Source organism: Vibrio azureus, from assembly GCF_002849855.1.
Classification (GTDB): Bacteria; Pseudomonadota; Gammaproteobacteria; order Enterobacterales; family Vibrionaceae; genus Vibrio; species Vibrio azureus.
This window is the reverse complement of the sequence record NZ_CP018617.1, coordinates 1,117,618-1,136,381: the sequence shown is the minus strand read 5'-3', so window position 1 is coordinate 1,136,381 and position 18,764 is coordinate 1,117,618. Positions and strand designations below refer to the sequence as shown.

The following is an 18,764-nucleotide window of genomic DNA, read 5'->3' as shown; positions in this document are numbered from 1 at the left end:
ACTCCACAAAGACGTGGAGGGATGATGTTTATATGAAGAAACAAATGACAAAACGAACCAACAAGAAAATATTGAATCATTATTCAGCATGGAAATATGTAGTTTTGATTATCACACTTGTGATCTTAACGCTCAGTGCTTTACCCACATGGTTTGGTGAACAGCCTTCTATTCAGATAACTCAGACTGAGAAAGAGCAGCATGCACCATCGATCTTTCAATTAAATGCTTTATTAAAAGACAATGGTATTAAGCCTTCTCAGACCTATCAAAAAGATGAAAACGTTACCTTAATTTTTACCAATGAAGATGATCAGGCTAAAGCTCGGAAGTTATTAAGTGACAACTTAAGTAATAATGAGGACCTTTCATTCTCTTACGTTTCTGTTGCACCGCAATGGTTAAGTGATCTTGGATTTAATCCAATAAAACTGGGGCTTGATCTTAGAGGTGGTGTTCAATTTCTTCTTAATGTTGACGTGGGCAAAGCTTTGGAAGAGCAGCAAGATGCATTAGTCGATGAAGTGAAAACGCACTTGCGTGAATTACGAATCCGAGATGTTCAAGTGCGTTCAGACAGCAGCGAGATCATTGCGAGAGGAAGTAACCCAAACAGTTTGCAATCGGTAAGAACTTTTATTCAACAAAACTATCCGGGATGGATTGTAACTTCAGTGGACACTGGAATAAAAGTACAACCGAGTGAGCAGTATGTTCAAGAGTTTCAAACAAGCACACTGCAACAAAATTTAAAAATTATGCGTGGTCGCATAGAAGAGCTTGGCATTACCGAAGCACTCGTTCAGCGGCAAGGGAAGGAAAGTATTCGTATTGAGCTTCCAGGAGTACAAGACCCGGCTCAAGCAAAAAATGTCATTGGTGCTACAGCGAGTCTTGCTTTCTATGAAGTTAAATCAGAACCAAGTCGCCAAGGTAACTTGGTATTAAAAGATACTGCCGGGCAAAATGTGATTCTTAATAAGCGCCCAGTGCTTGCGGGAGAGCATATCGTTAATGCTCGTGCAGGTGTTGGCGATATGGGGATGCCTGAAGTCAATATCTCACTGGATCAAGCGGGTGGGGAAAAAATGAGCGACTTTTCCGCTGACCATATCGGTAAACCTATGGCCACTGTATACCGCGAATACACCACGAATCCTCGGGGAGTCACTCAACGTACAGAGCGTGTCATTAGTGTTGCAACCATTCAATCTCAACTTGGAAGTCAGTTCCGCATCACTGGTGTTGGTAGCATGCAAGAAGCTCAACAACTTGCACTTTTGCTTCGTGCTGGCTCGTTAACGGCTCCTGTAACGATTGTTGAAGAGCGTACGATCGGTGCTTCTTTGGGAGCTGAAAATATTGAGAATGGTTTTGCAGCACTTGGCCTTGGTTTAGGGATGACTCTTTTATTTATGGCAATGTGGTATCGACGCTTAGGTTGGGTTGCTAACGTCGCATTATGTGCCAACATGCTTTGTTTATTGGGACTTATCGCATTGATTCCTGGTGCTGTTTTGACTCTGCCAGGCATTGCAGGTTTAGTCCTCACTGTCGGCATGGCGGTAGATACCAATGTGATCATTTTCGAGCGCATTAAAGACAAAATGCGAGAGGGCCGTAGTTTTGCTCAGGCCATAGAAAAAGGCTTTGACAGCGCATTAGCGACTATTTTGGATGCAAACATTACCACCATGATTACCGCTCTCATCTTGTATGCGATCGGTAATGGGCCAATACAGGGCTTTGCATTGACTTTGGGGCTTGGACTCTTAACCAGTATTTTTACCGGCGTGTTCGCTTCACGTGCCATGATCAACTTAATTTGGGGTCGTGATGGCCGCCGTGATGTAAGGGTTTAATAATGATTACATTTCTAAAAAATAATATTCGTAAGATCCGTTACCTTACGACTTTGATTTCGATTTTGTTAACCGTAGCTTCATTGCTTGCACTTAGCCTAAAAGGACTTAATTTCGGTCTTGATTTCACCGGAGGTATCGTGAGTGAAATTAAGGTTGATAAGCACCTGACTCGTGAAGATCTATTGGAGAAAATTCAGCCCAATTTGGGTGACACTGCTTCTGTTATAAAAGCGGGAGAGGAGGGGCGCTGGATCATCCGCTATTCAGCACCAGATGATTCGAAGTCTTTGCCAAGTGTTGCTGAGATCTTAACACCGATTTCGAGCCAAGTATCGATTATTAGTAACAGTATTGTTGGGGCTCAGGTCGGTCAGGATTTATACGAACAAGGAGGCCTTGCCTTGTTGGCTGCGATTTTATCGATTCTGGGCTACCTCTGTGTTCGATTTGAGTGGCGGTTAGCAAGTGGAGCTTTATGTGCTCTAGCACACGATATCATTTTGGTGTTTGGATTTTTTGCTTTCACGCAGCTGGAGTTTAATTTGACGGTCTTCGCTGCCATTTTGGCTATTTTAGGTTATTCACTCAATGACTCGATCATTATTTCAGATCGAATTCGAGAGCTACTGAAAACAAAACCAGACTGCTTAACTGCAAACATAAACGATGAAGCCGTTTTTGCGACTTTCTCAAGGACGATGGTCACTTCCGGAACCACACTGATCACTGTGAGTGCTCTGTGGATGATGGGAGGAAGTGCATTGGCAGGTTTTTCTATAGCAATGTTCATCGGGGTTTTGTCAGGGACGTGGTCGTCTATATCAGTAGGCACCGTCTTACCTGAATGGTTGAAGTTAGAAGCAAAACATTATCAAGTTCTGGAAGTTGATACTGCTCCTTAAAAATAGAATTGTGTGCCTATATCCAAGTAGCTGTTAGTTACTTGGGTATATTTTATAAATTAAAAAGAAAGTCTTAAACGAATCAATTATTATGATGGTCATTTGATTGTTAATTTTTTTGATGTATATGTTATCGATTTATTTTATTTTTCTGATAGTGATTGTTTAGTATATAAATATAAATATTGATAGTTTTATTTCTATTTTTCATATATTTGATTTGTTTTTTAAAGTGATCTTAAGTCACAATTTTACCTAGAGGTTTAATTTTTTCAAGTGTTTGTAAATTATGAGGTTTTTTCTATTTATTATGTTGCGTGAAAGTTAAACGTCAAGTGAATCATAGGCTTGTGTGGCTTTTGTTTATTTACAATATTTCATTCCGTTTGTGATTGTGATCAATTTTATTTAAAGTAATATATTTTTTAATTGAAATGTAATATCACTAGGTTAATTTAGCCTTAAACACAGCCTGTAAGGTTGTTGAATAAATTTATAACCCTTTAGATAAAAAATATTTTCTAGAGGTTTAGTTTGCTTTTTATAATGCTGTTAAGAATGGAGTCTTTTAATGAAAAAACTTGCTCTGATCACGGGGTCGAAAGGTGGAATCGGTTCTGCAATATCTTCGCAATTAGTTAAAGATGGATACCGTGTTATTGCGACTTACTCTACAGGTAAACATGAGAGTGCCCTTGAGTGGTTTAATGATAATGGTTACACGCAAGAAGAAGTTCGCCTTCTTGAGCTGGATGTGACTAATACTGCAGAGTGTGCTGAAAAACTTTCATTATTACTCCAAGAGGAAGGAACCGTTGACGTTGTTGTGAACAACGCAGGCATCACGCGTGATGGTGTGTTCAAAAAGATGACGTTTGAGGCATGGAACGACGTGATTAATACCAATTTAACGAGTTTGTTCAATGTTACTCAGCCAGTTTTCGCAGCAATGTGCGAGAAAGGCGGTGGCCGAATCATTAATATTTCATCTGTTAATGGTTTGAAAGGGCAATTTGGTCAAGTTAACTACTCAGCAGCTAAAGCCGGAATGATAGGTTTTTCTAAAGCATTAGCTTACGAAGGAGCGCGTTCCGGAGTCACAGTAAACGTTATTGCCCCTGGGTACACAGGAACGCCCATGGTTGAAAAAATGAAGCCAGAAGTTCTTGAGTCCATCACCAGCCAAATCCCTATGAAGCGTCTAGCAACACCAGAAGAAATTGCAGCGTCCGTCAGTTTCTTAGTCAGTGACGCTGGTGCCTACATCACCGGTGAGACCTTATCGGTGAATGGCGGCTTATACATGAATTAAGGATTGGTATCATGGAAAAAGTATTTATTGTTTCAGCTAAACGCACGCCGATTGGTACATTCGGTGGCAGTTTAAAAAATACATCTGCGGGAGATCTCGCTGCTGTCGCGATTCGAGGTGCATTAGAGGCTTCGTCCTTATCTGGCGCTCAGGTTGATGAAGTGATCGTTGGGAATGTTATTTCAGCTGGTCAAGGCATGGGCGTTGGTCGCCAGGCTTCTTTGGCTGCGGGTATTCCAGAGACGGTTCCTGCTTATAGCGTAAATATGGTCTGTGGCAGTGGCATGAAAACCGTTATGGATGCGGTATCGCACATTCGCAGTGGTGACGCATCTGTTGTTGTGGCTGCTGGGGTTGAGGTGATGTCACAGATTCCATTTATTGTTCCTAGCACAGTGCGTGACGGTAACAAAATGGGCAGTATGGAGCTCAAAGATCTTCTTATCTCTGATGGTTTGACGGATGTATATAACCAATTCCATATGGGTGTGACTGCTGAAAATGTGGCTAAAGAAGTAGGCTTAACCCGGGGACAACAAGATGCGTATGCTTTAAGTAGTCAACAAAAAGCTGTCGCGGCGATAGAAGCGGGTAAGTTTAAAGATGAAATCGTTCCTGTTGAAGTAAAACTGCGTCGCGAAACGGTTGTATTTGATACCGATGAATACCCAAAAGCGAATGCTACCCTAGAAGGTTTGAGCAAACTTCGTCCCGCATTTGATCGTGAAGGCACAGTAACTGCCGGCAATGCATCAGGTATTAATGATGGTGCAAGTGCTATCGTTCTAGCTTCAGAAAGCGCTGTCAAAGCACACGGCTTAAAGCCGATTGCAGAAGTGGTGAGTTACGCACAATCAGGACTGGATCCACAAGTGATGGGGCTTGGCCCAGTTGAATCCATCAACAAAGCCTTGAAAAAAGCTGAGCTCAAAACCAGCGATATCGATGTTTATGAATTAAACGAAGCATTTGCTGCTCAAGCGTTAGGTGTTATCCATAAACTGGCTGAAACGAATCAGGTATCAGTGAGCTCTATTCAAGATAAATCCAATTTCAATGGTGGCGCTATTGCCCTGGGGCATCCACTTGGTGCATCTGGTAACCGTATTTTGGTTACTTTAGCACACGAACTTCATAAACAAGCTGGTCAGTACGGTGTTGCTTCACTATGTGTCGGCGGCGGTATGGGCACGGCTGTGGTGTTAAAAGCGGTTAAATAGCTGTTTGTAAATAACTATTCACACAATATTCAATTTCTTTCAAGGAGATATACTATGTACACTGATTTCTTTAAAACTTTTAGCGAGCAAACTGAGAAAAATCTAGAACCATACTTGAAGTTTAATAAGCTTGTTACAAAAAATGTTGAAGTATTGACAGAGCTTCAACTTAATGCTGTTCGTACATACAGTGAAGTTGGCTTGAATCAGATGAAAGCTGTGTCTGAGATCAAAGATGTAACGTCATTGACGGCATTCAATAGCCAACAGCTTGGTGTGCTAACGAAGTTGTCTCAGCAAATGATGGATGACAGCAACAAGCTACAATCCATTGCAAAAGAGTTCAAAGAAGACGTTGAACAATTGACTTCGGAAAACCTTAAAACAGTGACTCCAGCGTAATTTTCTCGCTTTCCGCCGCCCTCCTTCTGAGGGCGGCGTTATTTTTCCGAAAAATAGGAGTAAGACTTATGTTTCAGCACTTCTTTTCGGACTACCTTGTTAAACTTCAGGAAACCAATCAACAATGGTGGCATGATTTCGAATCGAACAAGGCAGCCGTGAATTCTCCCTTGAATAAGGCTATGCAAGAAGTGAATTTTGAAGATTCCGCCAAGTTATTTGAACAAGCTGCTAACCAACCAGGTGCAATTTTGCAGTTGCAAGCCAAGTGGTGGGAGCAACAGTTACAGATATGGCAGAACGTCGCTTTAGCAGGTAGCCAGACACAGTTAATCGAAGCTGAAAAAGGTGACAAACGTTTTACCAATGAGGCGTGGCAGAATGAGGCCATGTATAGCTTTATAAAACAATCCTACCTATTGTTTAGTAAAACTTACCTCGATACTTTAGATTCAATTGAGGGGCTTGATGAAAAAACAAAAGAGCGCATCAGCTTTTTTTCTCGTCAAGCGATCAATGCACTATCCCCTTCCAACTTTATTGCAACTAACCCTGAATTATTAAAGCTCACCTTGGATCAAAATGGTGAAAACTTACTCACAGGCTTAGACAAATTGAAAGAAGATGTTGAGTCAAGTGCTGATATTTTAAAAGTCCGCATGACGAACAATAACGCTTTTCGTTTGGGAGACGATATCGCGACGACACCAGGGGATGTGGTATACCAAAATGAATTGTTTGAATTAATTCAATATCGTCCGTTAACTGAGAAAGTAAGCGCTACGCCGCTCCTCATTGTTCCGCCTTTTATTAATAAATACTATATCTTAGACCTTACTGCAAAGAACTCCATGGTTCGTTGGTTGCTAGAGCAAGGCCACTGTGTATTTATGATGTCTTGGCGTAACCCAGGAGCATCTCAAGCTAAAGTTGAGTTTGGAGATTATGTAACGGACGGCGTCGCGAAGGCGGTCACTGCTATTGAAGAAATCACAGGTCATGAACAGATCAATGCTGCGGGTTATTGCATTGGAGGTACCGTATTAGCCAGTACTGTGGCGTACTATGCCGCTAAGAGAATGAAAAAGCGCATTAAGTCCGCTTCGTTTTTTACCACGCTGCTCGATTTTTCTCAGCCAGGTGAAGTCGGTGCTTACATAAATGATACTGTCATTAGTGCGCTTGAGAAACAAAATAACGCTAAGGGTTATATGGATGGACGTTCACTTAGTGTGACGTTCAGCTTATTACGCGAGAATAGTTTGTACTGGAATTATTATGTAGACAACTATCTCAAAGGAAATAGCCCAGTAGACTTTGATCTTCTTTATTGGAATAGTGACAGCACAAATGTCAGTGCAGCCTGTCATAACTTCTTATTGCGTGAGCTGTATCTTGAAAACAAACTCGTGCAAGAGAAGGGAGTTAAAATTGGCGGGGTATGGATAGATCTGAATAAAATCAAAATACCGAGCTATTTTGTCTCTACTAAAGAGGACCATATTGCACTTTGGCAGGGGACTTATCGTGGTGCATTGAATGCAGGTGGTAATAAGACATTTGTCTTAGGAGAGTCTGGCCATATTGCAGGGATCGTCAACCACCCATCTAGAAATAAATATGGGTATTGGTTAAATGATAATTTAGATGATTCTGCTGAAGAGTGGTTTAATAATGCTCAGCACAAAGAAGGCTCATGGTGGGTTCATTGGCATGAATGGTTAATGCAATTTAATCCTGATGAACAAGTGGAGCCTTTCCCTGTTGGTTCTGAGCTAAACCCTGTCATTTGCCAAGCTCCTGGTCAATATGTAAAACAAGTTTTACCGATAGAAGAGCCGGTGACAGAACCTATCAAATAGAGACTGGTGTTATCGTTTCTTTGATAACTAAAGCAATGGCGTCTAATTTGCCGCCATTGCTATTTTTTGATAATAGTGAGTGCTCATAAGGTACCACTTTTAGCCGAAGCCCTTTTAGTCACTTCTTATTGAAGGGCGAGAGCGAACAAAGAAAGAGCAAAGAAAGAAGGCAAGCAAGTGGTGAGAGCCTGTTTGAGTGATGAATACTATTCGTTGGAGTATAATAAGCGATAAGCTTTTACTACGATTTAGAGCAGCCCGTAGTATTCAAAAGTATACCGACAGGTTTTATGTCTGGTATTTTACTTATCTGGTCTGATCGAATAAAGGTTATTGTTCGTCTTGCCAGAGTCTAAGTAGTATTGATGCGCTTCTTGTTTGTTTTGGGCTAAAACTTTGATGACAATTATCTGACCCTGTTCAAAGTAGCGGATCTCATATTCTGCACTGATGTTTACTTGTGTTGCAGTAGCCATGTCGCGTCTCCGTGAAACCTTTATTGATCGAACAAATGCTGTGCCATTTAGAAGACGTTGAATTAACTCTTATCTGTATACACGCTACTTTTGGTTGCTTTAAGCTTGCTAAGTACACATATTCGATGATTAAGAATATGAAATGTTATGTAGCAGCTCTATTAGCGAAGATACATTTTAGTTAGAGTATAGAACTTAATCAATAAAAAATATATCCAAGGTAATAATGATGAAGTGCTCATTATTCATGTTGGCTTGAGTTATATTTTCTAAGCATATTCGTTATCGAACATCGCTATCTTCAATATTATTTGCTTTTAGCCAATTTACTTCAACTCCAGCTTGATCAAACATATCTTGGCTTACTTGTATTTTATCAGCCCATCGAGATAAAAAATCTTCGGATTGCTGTGGGCAATTGACTCTTGAAATGCCAGTTTGAATAATCTTTGCAGCACAATTTGGGCACGGGAAATGGGTTACCCAAATATCACAACCATCTAAGTCTCTTTTTGAAAATAAGATCGCGTTTTCTTCCGCATGAAGTGTCTTGAGGTATTTCAGCTCTCTTTCATCGGTATCAACACTGTCTGAAACCCCGTGTGGGTAACCATTAAAGCCGACTGATACAATACGGTTTTGTTTTGTTATAACGGCACCTACTTGCGTGGAAGGGTCTTTGCTCCATGAGGCAACCAGCTCAGCCATTTGGTAAAAGCGTTTCTCCCATTTGCTATTCATCTCTGTCTTCTCTGTGATGGTTTTGATAAGCGAATCATAGCGTATTTTTTGAAAAAATACCTAAGTATCTTGAAGATAAACAGATTCTTCAACTGGTTTACTTACACTTAGATACACTTTCCTTACTGTTTGTTGAAATTTATCGGCACTTTGACGTTCTCTTTTAGGTTAATCTAAATGGTATTCTGTTCTATAAATGTGGTGTCTATATGAAATTAAAACCATTTTGTGCAGTGATTGCGCTGACAACTTTCCTTGCCGGGTGTGGAGAAGTATCAGAAAAAAAAGCGACTTCTTCAGCTCCACTTGTTGTCACTGAACGCGTAATGGCTGTTGATTTTCAGCCGAGTAAATCTTATATCGGCCGTATTGAAGCAATAGAAGATACGAATATTATTGCTCAGGTATCTGGATATTTGCAGGCTCACCATTTTAATGAGGGTCAGATGGTCAAGAAAGGGCAATTGTTATACACCATCGAACCTTCCACTTTTCAAGCTCAAGTCTCTAGTTCGAAAGCGGCATTAACTCAGGCGAAGGCTGGATTAAAAAAAGCGCAGTTAGATCATCAAAGGGGGAAAAGTTTACTGCCGAGAGGCAGCATTTCTCAATCGGAGTTTGATGCGCTGACTGCGACGCTCTTGGGAGCTCAAGCTGCACTTGAGGCTGCCGAGGCACAGCTTAAAATTGCACAAGTGAATTTATCCTATACACAAATACGTGCTCCGTTTAGTGGCCGGATTAGTGACACTAAAGTGAGTACCGGGGATTTGGTTTCGCCATCATCTGGTGTTCTTACGACACTTGTGAGTTTGGACCCCGTTCATACTACTTTCAATGTCAGTGAGCGTGAGAGACTGTCGTTAGAGATTGACAGAATTAAGGGAGATGGCTCAACTGATTCTAATCGCGTAGAAGTTCAGCTTGAACTGGAAAATGGTCAAAGTTTTGCACACCTAGGCCAAATCGACTTCTTGGGCAACCGCATCAATGTACAAACTGGCACTATTGCAATGCGTGCAATTGTGCCTAACCCAGAACATCAGCTCCTTCCGGGCCAGCACATCACGATTCAATTACGCGATAAACAATCAAAACAAGTGATTGTTGTCCCACGTAAAGCGGTTCAAACCGATCTTGAAGGAAACTTTGTTATGGTGTTGACAAAAGGCGATATTGCAGAGCGCCGAAATGTCGAGTTGGGGCCTCAATTAAAGCAGGGGATCATTATACATGAAGGCCTTAATAAGGATGATGTCATAATCACTCAAGGTTTACAGCGGATTCGTAATGGCATTGAAGTGCGTATTCAAATACTTGCTTCTGCAAAACAATAGGGGTTGCTATGTTAAGTCGCTTTTTTATTCAGAGACCTAAGTTTGCTTTAGTTATCTCGATAATTTTGACGCTGGCGGGGCTGATTGCTCTTGCGGTGTTGCCAATTTCAGAGTATCCAAAGATCAGTCCTCCATCTGTAAGTGTGAATGCATTTTATACAGGAGCGAGTGCTGAAGTGGTTGAGCAAGCCATTGCCGATCCAATCGAGACATCAGTAAATGGTGTAGAAGACATGATCTATATGTCTTCGAAAAGTGCTAATGATGGCTCATACAGCCTCAATGTTACCTTTGCGGTTGGAACGGATCCTGATATGGCACAAGTGAATGTGCAAAATCGTGTCGCTCAAATTGAAGCGAAATTACCTCAAGAAGTTCGTATGGTTGGAGTGACGGTTAAAAAACGTTCGCCAGATTTATTGATGGTACTGAACTTTTATTCACCTGATGGGACTTATGATGATCAATTTCTCATCAATTACATTAACTTGAATGTCAAAGACCAATTAGCACGAGTTGAAGGGATAAGTGAAGTTAATGTCATTGGTGGAGGTGAATATGCTATGCGTGTTTGGCTCGATCCAGACAAGATGGCTAATTTGAATTTAACAACATCTGATGTGTATTCTGCACTTGCTGAGCAAAATGTTCAGGTGGCTGCTGGTCGTGTTGGTGCTGCGCCATACAACGATACTCAAGAAGTCCAATTCAACCTAGTGACGAAAGGGCGCTTAGAAAGTGCCAGCGAATTTGAACATGTTGTTCTTCGAGCAAACTCAGACGGTTCTTCGATTTATCTTAAGGATGTTGCTCGTGTTGAGCTAGGTAAAAAATTCTACGATGGTAATGGTAAATTCCGTGGTAAAGATGCTTCCATCGTTGCGCTTTCGCTACAATCTGATGCTAATGCACTAGAAAGTGGTGAAGCAGTAATGGCCCTTTTGGAGCGTTTGAGTGTCAACTTTCCTCAAGGCATGACTTACGAGACCAGCTATGACACGACGGTATTTGTTGCAGAATCGATTAAAGGAGTCGTCAAGACCTTAATTGAGGCGATCTTGCTAGTGATCGCGGTGACGTATTTGTTCTTGGGCAGCGCTCGGGCAACACTAGTTCCAGTTATTGCTATTCCTGTTTCTTTAATTGGAACCTTTGCAATCATGCAAGTGGCAGGTTTTACGATTAACACCGTCACGCTGTTTGGATTGATCCTTGCTATTGGTATCGTAGTAGACGATGCCATATTGGTCATTGAAAATGTCGATACGATCATGACAAAGGATCCGAGCATATCGCCCCGAAAAGCAACGTTGTTGGCTATGAAGGAAGTCACCGGGCCGATCCTAACTTCAACACTAGTGTTGCTAGCCGTATTCCTACCTGTGGCGATGTTACCAGGTATCACTGGCATTATGTATCGTCAGTTTGCTTTAACGATCTGTATTTCCGTGATTATTTCCTCGATAAATGCGCTGACTCTTTCTCCTGCTCTATGTTCACTGGTTTTAAAACAAGGGGGAGGGAATACAGCAAAATGGTTCAAAGTGTTTAATCGAGGGTTTGATTGGATAACCGTTCGTTATGGTCGTATTGCAAGTACCTTGGTTAAAAAGTCTCTGCTACTTATGATCTTTTTTACTGCGGCTTTGGCTTTGGTTTCCTTCTTTGCTAAAACAACATCAACGGCCTTTGTTCCTCAAGAAGACAAAGGCATCTTATTAGTTAACGTCCAATTGCCTGACTCAGCCTCACTTTCTCGTACAGAAGAAGTAACGAATGAGTTAATGACTTTAATTGAACAAGAGCCGGGCGTTGATGGTGTTACGGTTGCGAACGGCTTTTCATTTATGACTGGTGCAGCAGCGTCAAATGGGGCCTCTGTATTTATTAAGTTACATGACTGGGAATTTCGTAATGATCTTGCTGGTGAGCACTCTTCAAATGCTATCGCTGCACGAATCAACCAAAAGGCTGCAATTAAGATTCCTCAAGCGATCGTTTTTGCTATGGGGCCTCCTGCAGTGCCTGGGATGGGAGCAGCGTCAGGTTTTGAGTTTGTTTTAGAAGATACTTTGGGTCGAAGTAGAACGGATCTCTCTATGGTAATGGGTGAGATGATTCAGGCAGCCAATCAAGCACCTGAAATCGCCTACACTTTTAGTACTTTCCGTGCCAATGTTCCTCACTACTTTGTTGATATTGACCGAGAGAAAGCGCAACAACTTGGTATTCCGCTATCATCGATATTTCATACGTTACAAGGTAACTTGGGTTCGCTGTATGTAAATGACTTTACAATGTTTGGTAAAAACTTTCGAGTGACATTGCAAGCCGATAGCCAATATCGGAGTAGTATGGATGATCTGGAACGTTTTCACGTCCGAACTGCAGGTGGATCAATGGTGCCATTAAGCACTCTGATTAGCTATGAGCAGGTATTTGAGCCGGATGTTGCTTGGCGATATAACATGTATCGAAGTGCGATAATACAAGGCCAGCCAGCACCTGGTTATTCAAGTGGTGATGCGATTGCGGCAATGGAACGCATTGCAGCAGAAGTATTGCCTCAGGGTTACACGTACGAATGGACAGGAATGGCTTATCAAGAAGTGCTTGCCGGTAATCAAGCTATCTATGCGTTTGCACTAGCCTTGATCTTCATTTACTTGTTTATGGTTGCCCAATATGAAAGCTGGAGTATACCGTTAGCCATTATATTAGTTGTCCCTATTGCAACGCTGGGTTCATTTTTGGCCCTTAAACTCACAGGCACACCATTGAACTTGTACGCTCAGATTGGTCTTGTTTTATTGATCGCCTTAGCGGCTAAGAATGCGATATTGATTGTTGAATTTGCAAAAAATGAGCGAGAAGAAAAAGAAGCTCCTGTCGATGACGCAGCGGTGAAGGGAGGGCAGTTACGTTTTAGAGCGGTTAATATGACATCGTGGTCATTCATCTTAGGTATTCTTCCGCTGCTCTTTGCTGCAGGTGCTGGGCATGTAAGCCAAAACTCACTGGGTATTTCCTTGATAGGTGGGTTACTCTGTGTGCTCTTAGCTGGTACCTTTTTGATCCCCGGCTTTTATGCATTGGTTCAGAGGCAACGCGAAAAAGTGCACGGTGGTAACACTAAGCTTGTCCCGCTTGATGATGAATAAGCAAAACGTAATGAATATTCATGGTAACGAAGTACTTGCAGTCTAGCTATCTTGGCTGGAGCGATTGTAGCGTACTTCGGCTATCGAATGGTTAACTGCCTTGGGTATGATTAATAATTGATCTTTTGACGTTGCTGCTTTTTTGTCGCTTGTTTCGTTTTGTTATCCAGTCGACGTCTTTGAGAAGAGCGGGTTGGTTTCGTTGCAATACGTTTTTTGTCTTGGCGGATGGCTGAGAGAATCAAAGCTTTTAATCGTTGAAGCGCATCCTCTTTATTTTGTTCTTGAGTTCGAAATTGCTGCGCTTTAATGATGATCACACCCTCTTTTGTCACACGATGATCAGCGAGAGCTAATAACCTCTGCTTATAGAACTCAGGCAAAGCTGAACGCTGAACATCAAAACGTAAATGGATCGCTGATGAGACTTTGTTTACGTTTTGGCCGCCATTTCCTTGGGCGCGGATGGCCGTTAATTGAACTTCCCATTCCTGAATAACGACTGAATTTGATAGTGTGATCATGTTGTTCTTAGTGTAATTCATACTTTTAAACCAAGGCAACGCTAACATGTTAAGGCAGAGAAGAGAAGGAAAATGGAGATACCCAAGCAAAAGAGAGCACTTGGGTATAATAGGTTTGATTGAAGCTATTGACCGTGAAAGCTATCGATTTATTAAAGTTATCGATTCATTAAAGCTATCGAGCCGTAAGAGCTATCGATCACTAAAAGTAAACGACCGATTGAAGGAGGCGATCAGTTGATATCGAGTAGCTCAACATCAAAAATAAGGACACTGGCTGGAGGAATCGGTCCACTGCCACTTTTTCCATAACCAAGCGTACTTGGGACAAATAGGCGAACTTTTTCTCCCGTAACCATGTATTGTAAACCTTCTTGCCAACCTTTAATTACTTGTTTTAAACCAAAAGAAATAGGCTCACCTCGTTCAACTGAGCTATCAAAGACAGTGCCATCGATTAATGTACCATGGTAGTGAACTTTGACTTTATCCCCTAGTGCTGGATGAACCTCGCCAGAGCCAGATTGTAATACTTGGTACTGTAGGCCACTTTCTGTTGTGATTACCCCTTCTTTTTTGCCATTTTCTAAAAGAAACGCCTGGCCTTCTGCAAAGTTTGACTCTGCCGCTTTATGCGTTGTCCATGTTCGGTAAATAAAAAAACCGGCAAGGAAAAAGATGATCGCTGGGAATAGAAACTTAGACACAATGACTCCTTATTTATTATGGTAGTTAAATTATTCTGCTAGTTGAAGTAAGTAGCTGATCGTATTGGCCAGTGACTCTGCGGTATTGTGGCCAGAGGTCAAGACTTGGTACTTACCATTAATGATGAACATGGGTACGGCGTGGATATTACCCACGGTTGTGATTTCTTCTGCTTCTTTCATCAACTGAAACAGTTTTGCTTGCTGTTCCTCCGTTAACTGATAAGGGCTAACGAGGTTACGGGTTTGAAAAACATGATCAACCGCCGTTTGACGCTCCTCTGGAGAGGCATTGGCATTCGTTTGGACGGCGGAGAAAAGTTCATCCATAAAAGCTTTATCAGGAGTGTCATTGAGTTGCATCACCGCAGTGTAGAAAATGATAGCACTAACCTGAGCGCTTTCGTTAAAGGTGACATGCACTTTTTTAACGTTCTGTTCGGTAAGAGATTCTATCTGTGGTACAAATTGTTCCATCTTTCTGCAGTGACCACAGTTAAGAGAGAACACTTCTGTAACCGGAGATAGATTGTATTCCGTAAGAGGTGTTGGCAATGCTTGGTATTGTTTGCCTAATTGTGGCTGATTATTGCCGTTATCACATGCCGCTAAGCCTAGAACAGCGGCAAGTAAAAAGACACTTTTAGCAAAAGATTTGATCATGTTAATACTCTGAAAATGTAGACTGGCGTTAGTCTAGCGATTAACAAGGATTACGGAAACCCCAAAAATGACTTGTTACATTAAAGTCGAGCAGTAAAATATACCCAAGGCGTAAGCTACTTTGGCACGATAGGTGCTTAATAAGTTAAAAGAGCAGTAAAGTTTTTGACCGCTTGGGTTGAATATACCCAAAATTTCGAGAAGTTACTCAGTGACAGTGACACGTATAAATTTGACGTTGGTAATGGTATGAAATATTGTTTTTTAATCGTATGTGCTCTTCTTGCGGGTTGTGGTAGCATCAGTTCAGAGATTCCATTTGGTGGTGATATGTTGGATACGGCGCCAAGCAGTAGTTCACAACTTAAGCATCCGAATTGGGGAAATGCGCAGACTTATTCAACCACGCCTCGCTATAGCGTCCCTTCGCCACGCTCATTACCCAATAACTCTCAAGGCTTAAGCTCTTTGGAGATGTTTTTGGATAGATATCAGATTGCTTACGAAACACTCGATAGCGGTCACGTGATGGTTAAATTGAAAGAGCAGGTTCATTTCGAGTCTGGTTCAGTTAAGCTCTCTCTTCGTTCTCAAGATTGGTTACGACAACTTGGCAACTACCTGTCAGAAACATCTGATATTGATGTCGTGATTGATGGGCATACTGATAGTACTGGTCAAGCTACGTTTAACGATGGACTTTCCGAGAAAAGAGCAAGAGAAGTTGAAAAGCAGCTACTCGCGACGAAGTTGCCTCGCCATAGAGTGTTCTCACGCGGCTTTGGCGAATTTGCTCCGCAGTGCAGTAATGCAACCGCTGGTGGGAAAGCATGTAATCGAAGAGCTGAACTGACTCTGATTGTTTCCCAGTAAAAAAGAAATCACTGGATTTATACCCAAGTGACTTCAAGATGCTTGATTCAGAGCGAGGTCACTGAGTCGAATTCAAACAAGACAACAAGGTGGAATAGTAGGCTCTTTTTATTTTTCATAAAAAGAAGGTTGTCTAACGTAAGAACAGGCTCAGTAACACACTCCTAAAGGGTGAACGTTTTTAACTCACAAACGTGGTTAACGAAACTCTTTTTCTATGTAGGCGATAATATCAGAGGACTCATAAAGCCATTGTGTCTCGCCGTCTTTATCAATGCGTAAACAAGGCACCTTAACGCGTCCACCACCTTGCTCTAAGGCTTGACGGTGAGTTAGATCGTTTTTGGCATCACGCAATTCAATATTGACTGATTGACGTTTCATCGCTCTTCTCACTTTTACGCAGAAAGGGCAAGCTGCAAACTGATAGAGGGCAAAGTGTTTGGCTTTATTGTCAATGCGTTGCTGCTCTTCTGGTGAGCGTTTCACGCCTCGTGGAGAGAAAATTGCGTCAAGAAGTAAAATAATTTTGCCTAAAATAAAACGGATTAGTTTCATCATATTCTCTTTTAAACTGTGGGAATTAAGGAAATGAACCTGCGATTACGAGCTAGTTTACCAGCCGCATGCTAGCGACAAAACCAGTTCTTGTACCTTTTTAACATGTGCAGAATGCCGCGGTCCTGCTTAGGGTTTGCTTGTTTACCCAATTGATAACTGTGTATGAACTGCTGCAATAACTCATCGGCATCAATTTTCAAGAATGCCAACTCTGGGAGTAGCATTTGCAGTGACTGCTGCGCATGATCATAAGCCAGTGAATCATCCATATTCAAATACCCTTGGGTGTATAACCAGAGATGTGTAATCAAGATAAGTTCTAACACGAGCTGATTATTAAACTTCATGGCATATTCATCGCCTAAAGTTTCACTCAAAACCTGCTGCATTTTCTGAGATGGTGACGCGCTGTGTTCATATTGCGCACTTGCTTCGATATGAGACTTTGTCAGTAGACCGAGCAAGTGTAACTTCACATCTGTATCCGGTTTATTTTCACAGACGGTAACGAACAGTGATGATTGTGCGTTTATCCAGCGCTCTTTCAAGGCATTATTTTGGCTGATGAATGGGATACACTCAACTTTCAGCTCTTGCATTAAGTCACTAAGAGGCGTCATTAGCCTGCAATTCCTTAACGATAAGTTCGATATGTTGTTCATTGATATCAACAAATATGGAAGCGCCACTGATCATGACTGATAGGTTGGTACCTCGGGATAAATGTTGAGCAATAGAATCGATCGCATCATAGTCAAAACTAAAGACATCGACAGGCAGCATGCTAAATTTACCCGCATTTTTCTCCCACCAAACCGATGCTTTGGTATTGTAGGTATAGACTTTGACATGTTGGGCGAAACGCGTAGCTTTTTTTATTCGGTCTGGCTCTGGTTCACCAATCTCGATCCAGTGAGTAATACTTTGATCATCCATAACGGACCATAAATCGGGCTCTTCAGTGGTCGACAGGCCTTTAGTGAATTCTAGGTTGCTCTGCGCATTTAAGCAGTATGCAAAGATGCGAGCCAGCATACGTTGGGGTTTCTCGGAAGGATGAAGGGCGATGGTCAAGCTTGTTGAATCGTAATGATCATGGTTCATATCGGAAATAGCGATACGAAATTTGTAAATTGTTGGTTTTAGAGCCATGTTTTATTTCAGTATATTAAAGGTAAAAAAATAGCCAGCAAAATGCTGGCTACATATCAGAATCTGTAAGGCTTAAACTAGAGTGATTTTCTCAGCTTGTGGACCTTTTTGACCTTGAGTGATTTCGAACTCTACCTTCTGGCCTTCAACAAGTGTACGGAAACCGTCACCTTGGATTGCAGAGAAGTGAGCGAAAACGTCTGGACCGTTCTCTTGTTGAATGAAGCCGAAGCCTTTAGTTTCGTTGAACCACTTAACTGTACCAGTCGCTTTGTTAGACATGTCTATTTCCTAATATCTAATTTTTGAGTAAATCTTCGCCTAATCGGCGCTTATAGCGTGGAAAAAATAAAATTGCTATTGCGTACCACAGGACGGGGGAGTTACAAGTAATCCAACGAAATGTGAAAACAAAGAACTTTCTTTCTAGCCGAGTTCGAGTCTAGGTTAAATCCCGTAAGAGTCAACCTATATTAGCAGTCTGTGGACAAATATTTGTATTTAGTCACTGTATGAAGGGCATGTTTTTGATGACTTTTCAAATAAATGAGGGCTGGGTGGCGGTTTTTTGTTCGTTTTTGGTGTTGTTTCATAAATAAAATTAGCCATTTCGAAAAGTATAAAAAGTGTCACAAATTACTACAGAATCGTTGGTGTCAGACAATCTTTCACTGACCAATACAGCAACCTTTCGTTGATGATAGGGATTGAAGGTCTATTTTGTGATATTTTTTTATTTATATAAAATATCCGTTGAGGAACTGAATTTTTCAGTTAAGATCTTTTGGGTTAGTCAAAGCCTTCAAGGTAAAATACTCAAGCTAAAGTACCCAAGGTTAAAACCCTCTTGTGGAATCAAGCATCTTGAGATCACTTGAGTATATACCCAAGTAACCTCAAGATACTGTGTTCAGCGAGATGACCTTAGCTCTCAGGCGCGGAAACGATTCGAAGATATAGTGGCTCTACATTGAGAATCGTTAACAAAGTCTGAGAGTTAAGGACA

The 18,764-nt window shown here is 41.5% G+C and carries 18 protein-coding genes; 9 read left to right on the top strand and 9 right to left on the bottom strand.

Translation table 11 applies throughout. The annotated features are described in order from the left end of the window. Window positions 1-32: 32 nt before the first annotated feature. The 6 genes from secD (at window position 33) to phaC (ending at window position 7,563) form a co-directional block, all read left to right on the top strand. Window positions 33-1,862, top strand: a complete 1,830-nt coding sequence (secD, locus tag BS333_RS18820) for a protein translocase subunit SecD (protein ID WP_033004429.1) — start codon at window positions 33-35, stop codon at window positions 1,860-1,862. A gap of 2 nt (window positions 1,863-1,864) precedes the next feature. Further along, entirely contained in the window at window positions 1,865-2,767 is a 903-nt protein-coding gene (gene secF / locus BS333_RS18815) for a protein translocase subunit SecF (RefSeq protein ID WP_021711453.1), read from the top strand. Window positions 2,768-3,338: 571 nt separating this feature from the next. Next, window positions 3,339-4,079, top strand: coding sequence for an SDR family oxidoreductase (locus BS333_RS18810; RefSeq protein WP_021711454.1), 741 nt, complete (start codon window positions 3,339-3,341; stop codon window positions 4,077-4,079). A gap of 11 nt (window positions 4,080-4,090) precedes the next feature. Then, window positions 4,091-5,299, top strand: coding sequence for an acetyl-CoA C-acetyltransferase (locus BS333_RS18805; RefSeq protein WP_021711455.1), 1,209 nt, complete (start codon window positions 4,091-4,093; stop codon window positions 5,297-5,299). 54 nt (window positions 5,300-5,353) lie between these two features. Beyond that, the gene (locus BS333_RS18800) at window positions 5,354-5,701 is read left to right on the top strand and encodes a phasin family protein (protein ID WP_021711456.1); all 348 of its coding nucleotides are present in this window, start codon (window positions 5,354-5,356) and stop codon (window positions 5,699-5,701) included. A 68-nt stretch (window positions 5,702-5,769) separates the two neighbouring features. Beyond that, a complete protein-coding gene (gene phaC / locus BS333_RS18795) occupies window positions 5,770-7,563 on the top strand; it encodes a class I poly(R)-hydroxyalkanoic acid synthase (RefSeq protein WP_021711457.1) in 1,794 nt (597 codons plus the stop codon). A gap of 302 nt (window positions 7,564-7,865) precedes the next feature. Here the strand turns inward: phaC and BS333_RS18790 are convergent, their stop codons facing one another. Together BS333_RS18790 and BS333_RS18785 are read right to left on the bottom strand one after the other, a co-directional pair. After that, window positions 7,866-8,039, bottom strand: coding sequence for a hypothetical protein (locus tag BS333_RS18790; protein WP_021711458.1), 174 nt, complete (start codon window positions 8,037-8,039; stop codon window positions 7,866-7,868). Between the two features lie 282 nt (window positions 8,040-8,321). Further along, window positions 8,322-8,780, bottom strand: coding sequence for a dCMP deaminase family protein (locus tag BS333_RS18785; protein ID WP_021711459.1), 459 nt, complete (start codon window positions 8,778-8,780; stop codon window positions 8,322-8,324). A gap of 209 nt (window positions 8,781-8,989) precedes the next feature. Between BS333_RS18785 and BS333_RS18780 the strand changes: the two genes are divergently transcribed. Further along, complete coding sequence (locus BS333_RS18780; RefSeq protein ID WP_021711460.1) at window positions 8,990-10,117, top strand: efflux RND transporter periplasmic adaptor subunit; 1,128 nt, start codon at window positions 8,990-8,992, stop codon at window positions 10,115-10,117. A gap of 8 nt (window positions 10,118-10,125) precedes the next feature. Further along, complete coding sequence (locus tag BS333_RS18775) at window positions 10,126-13,278, top strand: efflux RND transporter permease subunit (protein ID WP_021711461.1); 3,153 nt, start codon at window positions 10,126-10,128, stop codon at window positions 13,276-13,278. Between the two features lie 110 nt (window positions 13,279-13,388). On the opposite strand, the gene arfB is transcribed toward BS333_RS18775, so the two are convergent. From arfB to BS333_RS18755, 3 genes are all read right to left on the bottom strand, one after another. Further along, the gene (gene arfB / locus BS333_RS18770) at window positions 13,389-13,802 is read right to left on the bottom strand and encodes an alternative ribosome rescue aminoacyl-tRNA hydrolase ArfB (RefSeq protein ID WP_033004430.1); all 414 of its coding nucleotides are present in this window, start codon (window positions 13,800-13,802) and stop codon (window positions 13,389-13,391) included. Window positions 13,803-14,035: 233 nt separating this feature from the next. After that, window positions 14,036-14,509, bottom strand: a complete 474-nt coding sequence (locus BS333_RS18760) for an FKBP-type peptidyl-prolyl cis-trans isomerase (RefSeq protein WP_021711464.1) — start codon at window positions 14,507-14,509, stop codon at window positions 14,036-14,038. A 30-nt stretch (window positions 14,510-14,539) separates the two neighbouring features. Beyond that, window positions 14,540-15,172 (bottom strand): thioredoxin domain-containing protein, encoded by a 633-nt coding sequence (locus BS333_RS18755; protein ID WP_021711465.1) that lies wholly within the window; start codon window positions 15,170-15,172, stop codon window positions 14,540-14,542. A 249-nt stretch (window positions 15,173-15,421) separates the two neighbouring features. Here BS333_RS18755 and BS333_RS18750 point away from each other — a divergent pair, with 249 nt between their 5' ends. Then, complete coding sequence (locus BS333_RS18750) at window positions 15,422-16,045, top strand: OmpA family protein (protein WP_033004431.1); 624 nt, start codon at window positions 15,422-15,424, stop codon at window positions 16,043-16,045. Between the two features lie 198 nt (window positions 16,046-16,243). Here BS333_RS18750 and BS333_RS18745 read toward each other — a convergent pair whose 3' ends face one another. From BS333_RS18745 to BS333_RS18730, 4 genes are all read right to left on the bottom strand, one after another. Beyond that, window positions 16,244-16,603, bottom strand: coding sequence for a glutaredoxin family protein (locus BS333_RS18745; RefSeq protein WP_021711467.1), 360 nt, complete (start codon window positions 16,601-16,603; stop codon window positions 16,244-16,246). 71 nt (window positions 16,604-16,674) lie between these two features. Next, complete coding sequence (locus BS333_RS18740; RefSeq protein ID WP_021711468.1) at window positions 16,675-17,226, bottom strand: hypothetical protein; 552 nt, start codon at window positions 17,224-17,226, stop codon at window positions 16,675-16,677. Continuing rightward, on the bottom strand, window positions 17,213-17,758 hold the full coding sequence (locus tag BS333_RS18735; RefSeq protein WP_021711469.1) for a YaeQ family protein: 546 nt from the start codon (window positions 17,756-17,758) through the stop codon (window positions 17,213-17,215). Before BS333_RS18735 ends, BS333_RS18740 begins: the two co-directional genes overlap by 14 nt. A gap of 72 nt (window positions 17,759-17,830) precedes the next feature. Continuing rightward, window positions 17,831-18,040 carry a cold-shock protein gene (locus BS333_RS18730; protein ID WP_005433440.1) on the bottom strand — a complete coding sequence of 70 codons (210 nt, stop codon included), beginning with the start codon at window positions 18,038-18,040 and terminating at the stop codon, window positions 17,831-17,833. Window positions 18,041-18,764 lie beyond the last annotated feature (724 nt).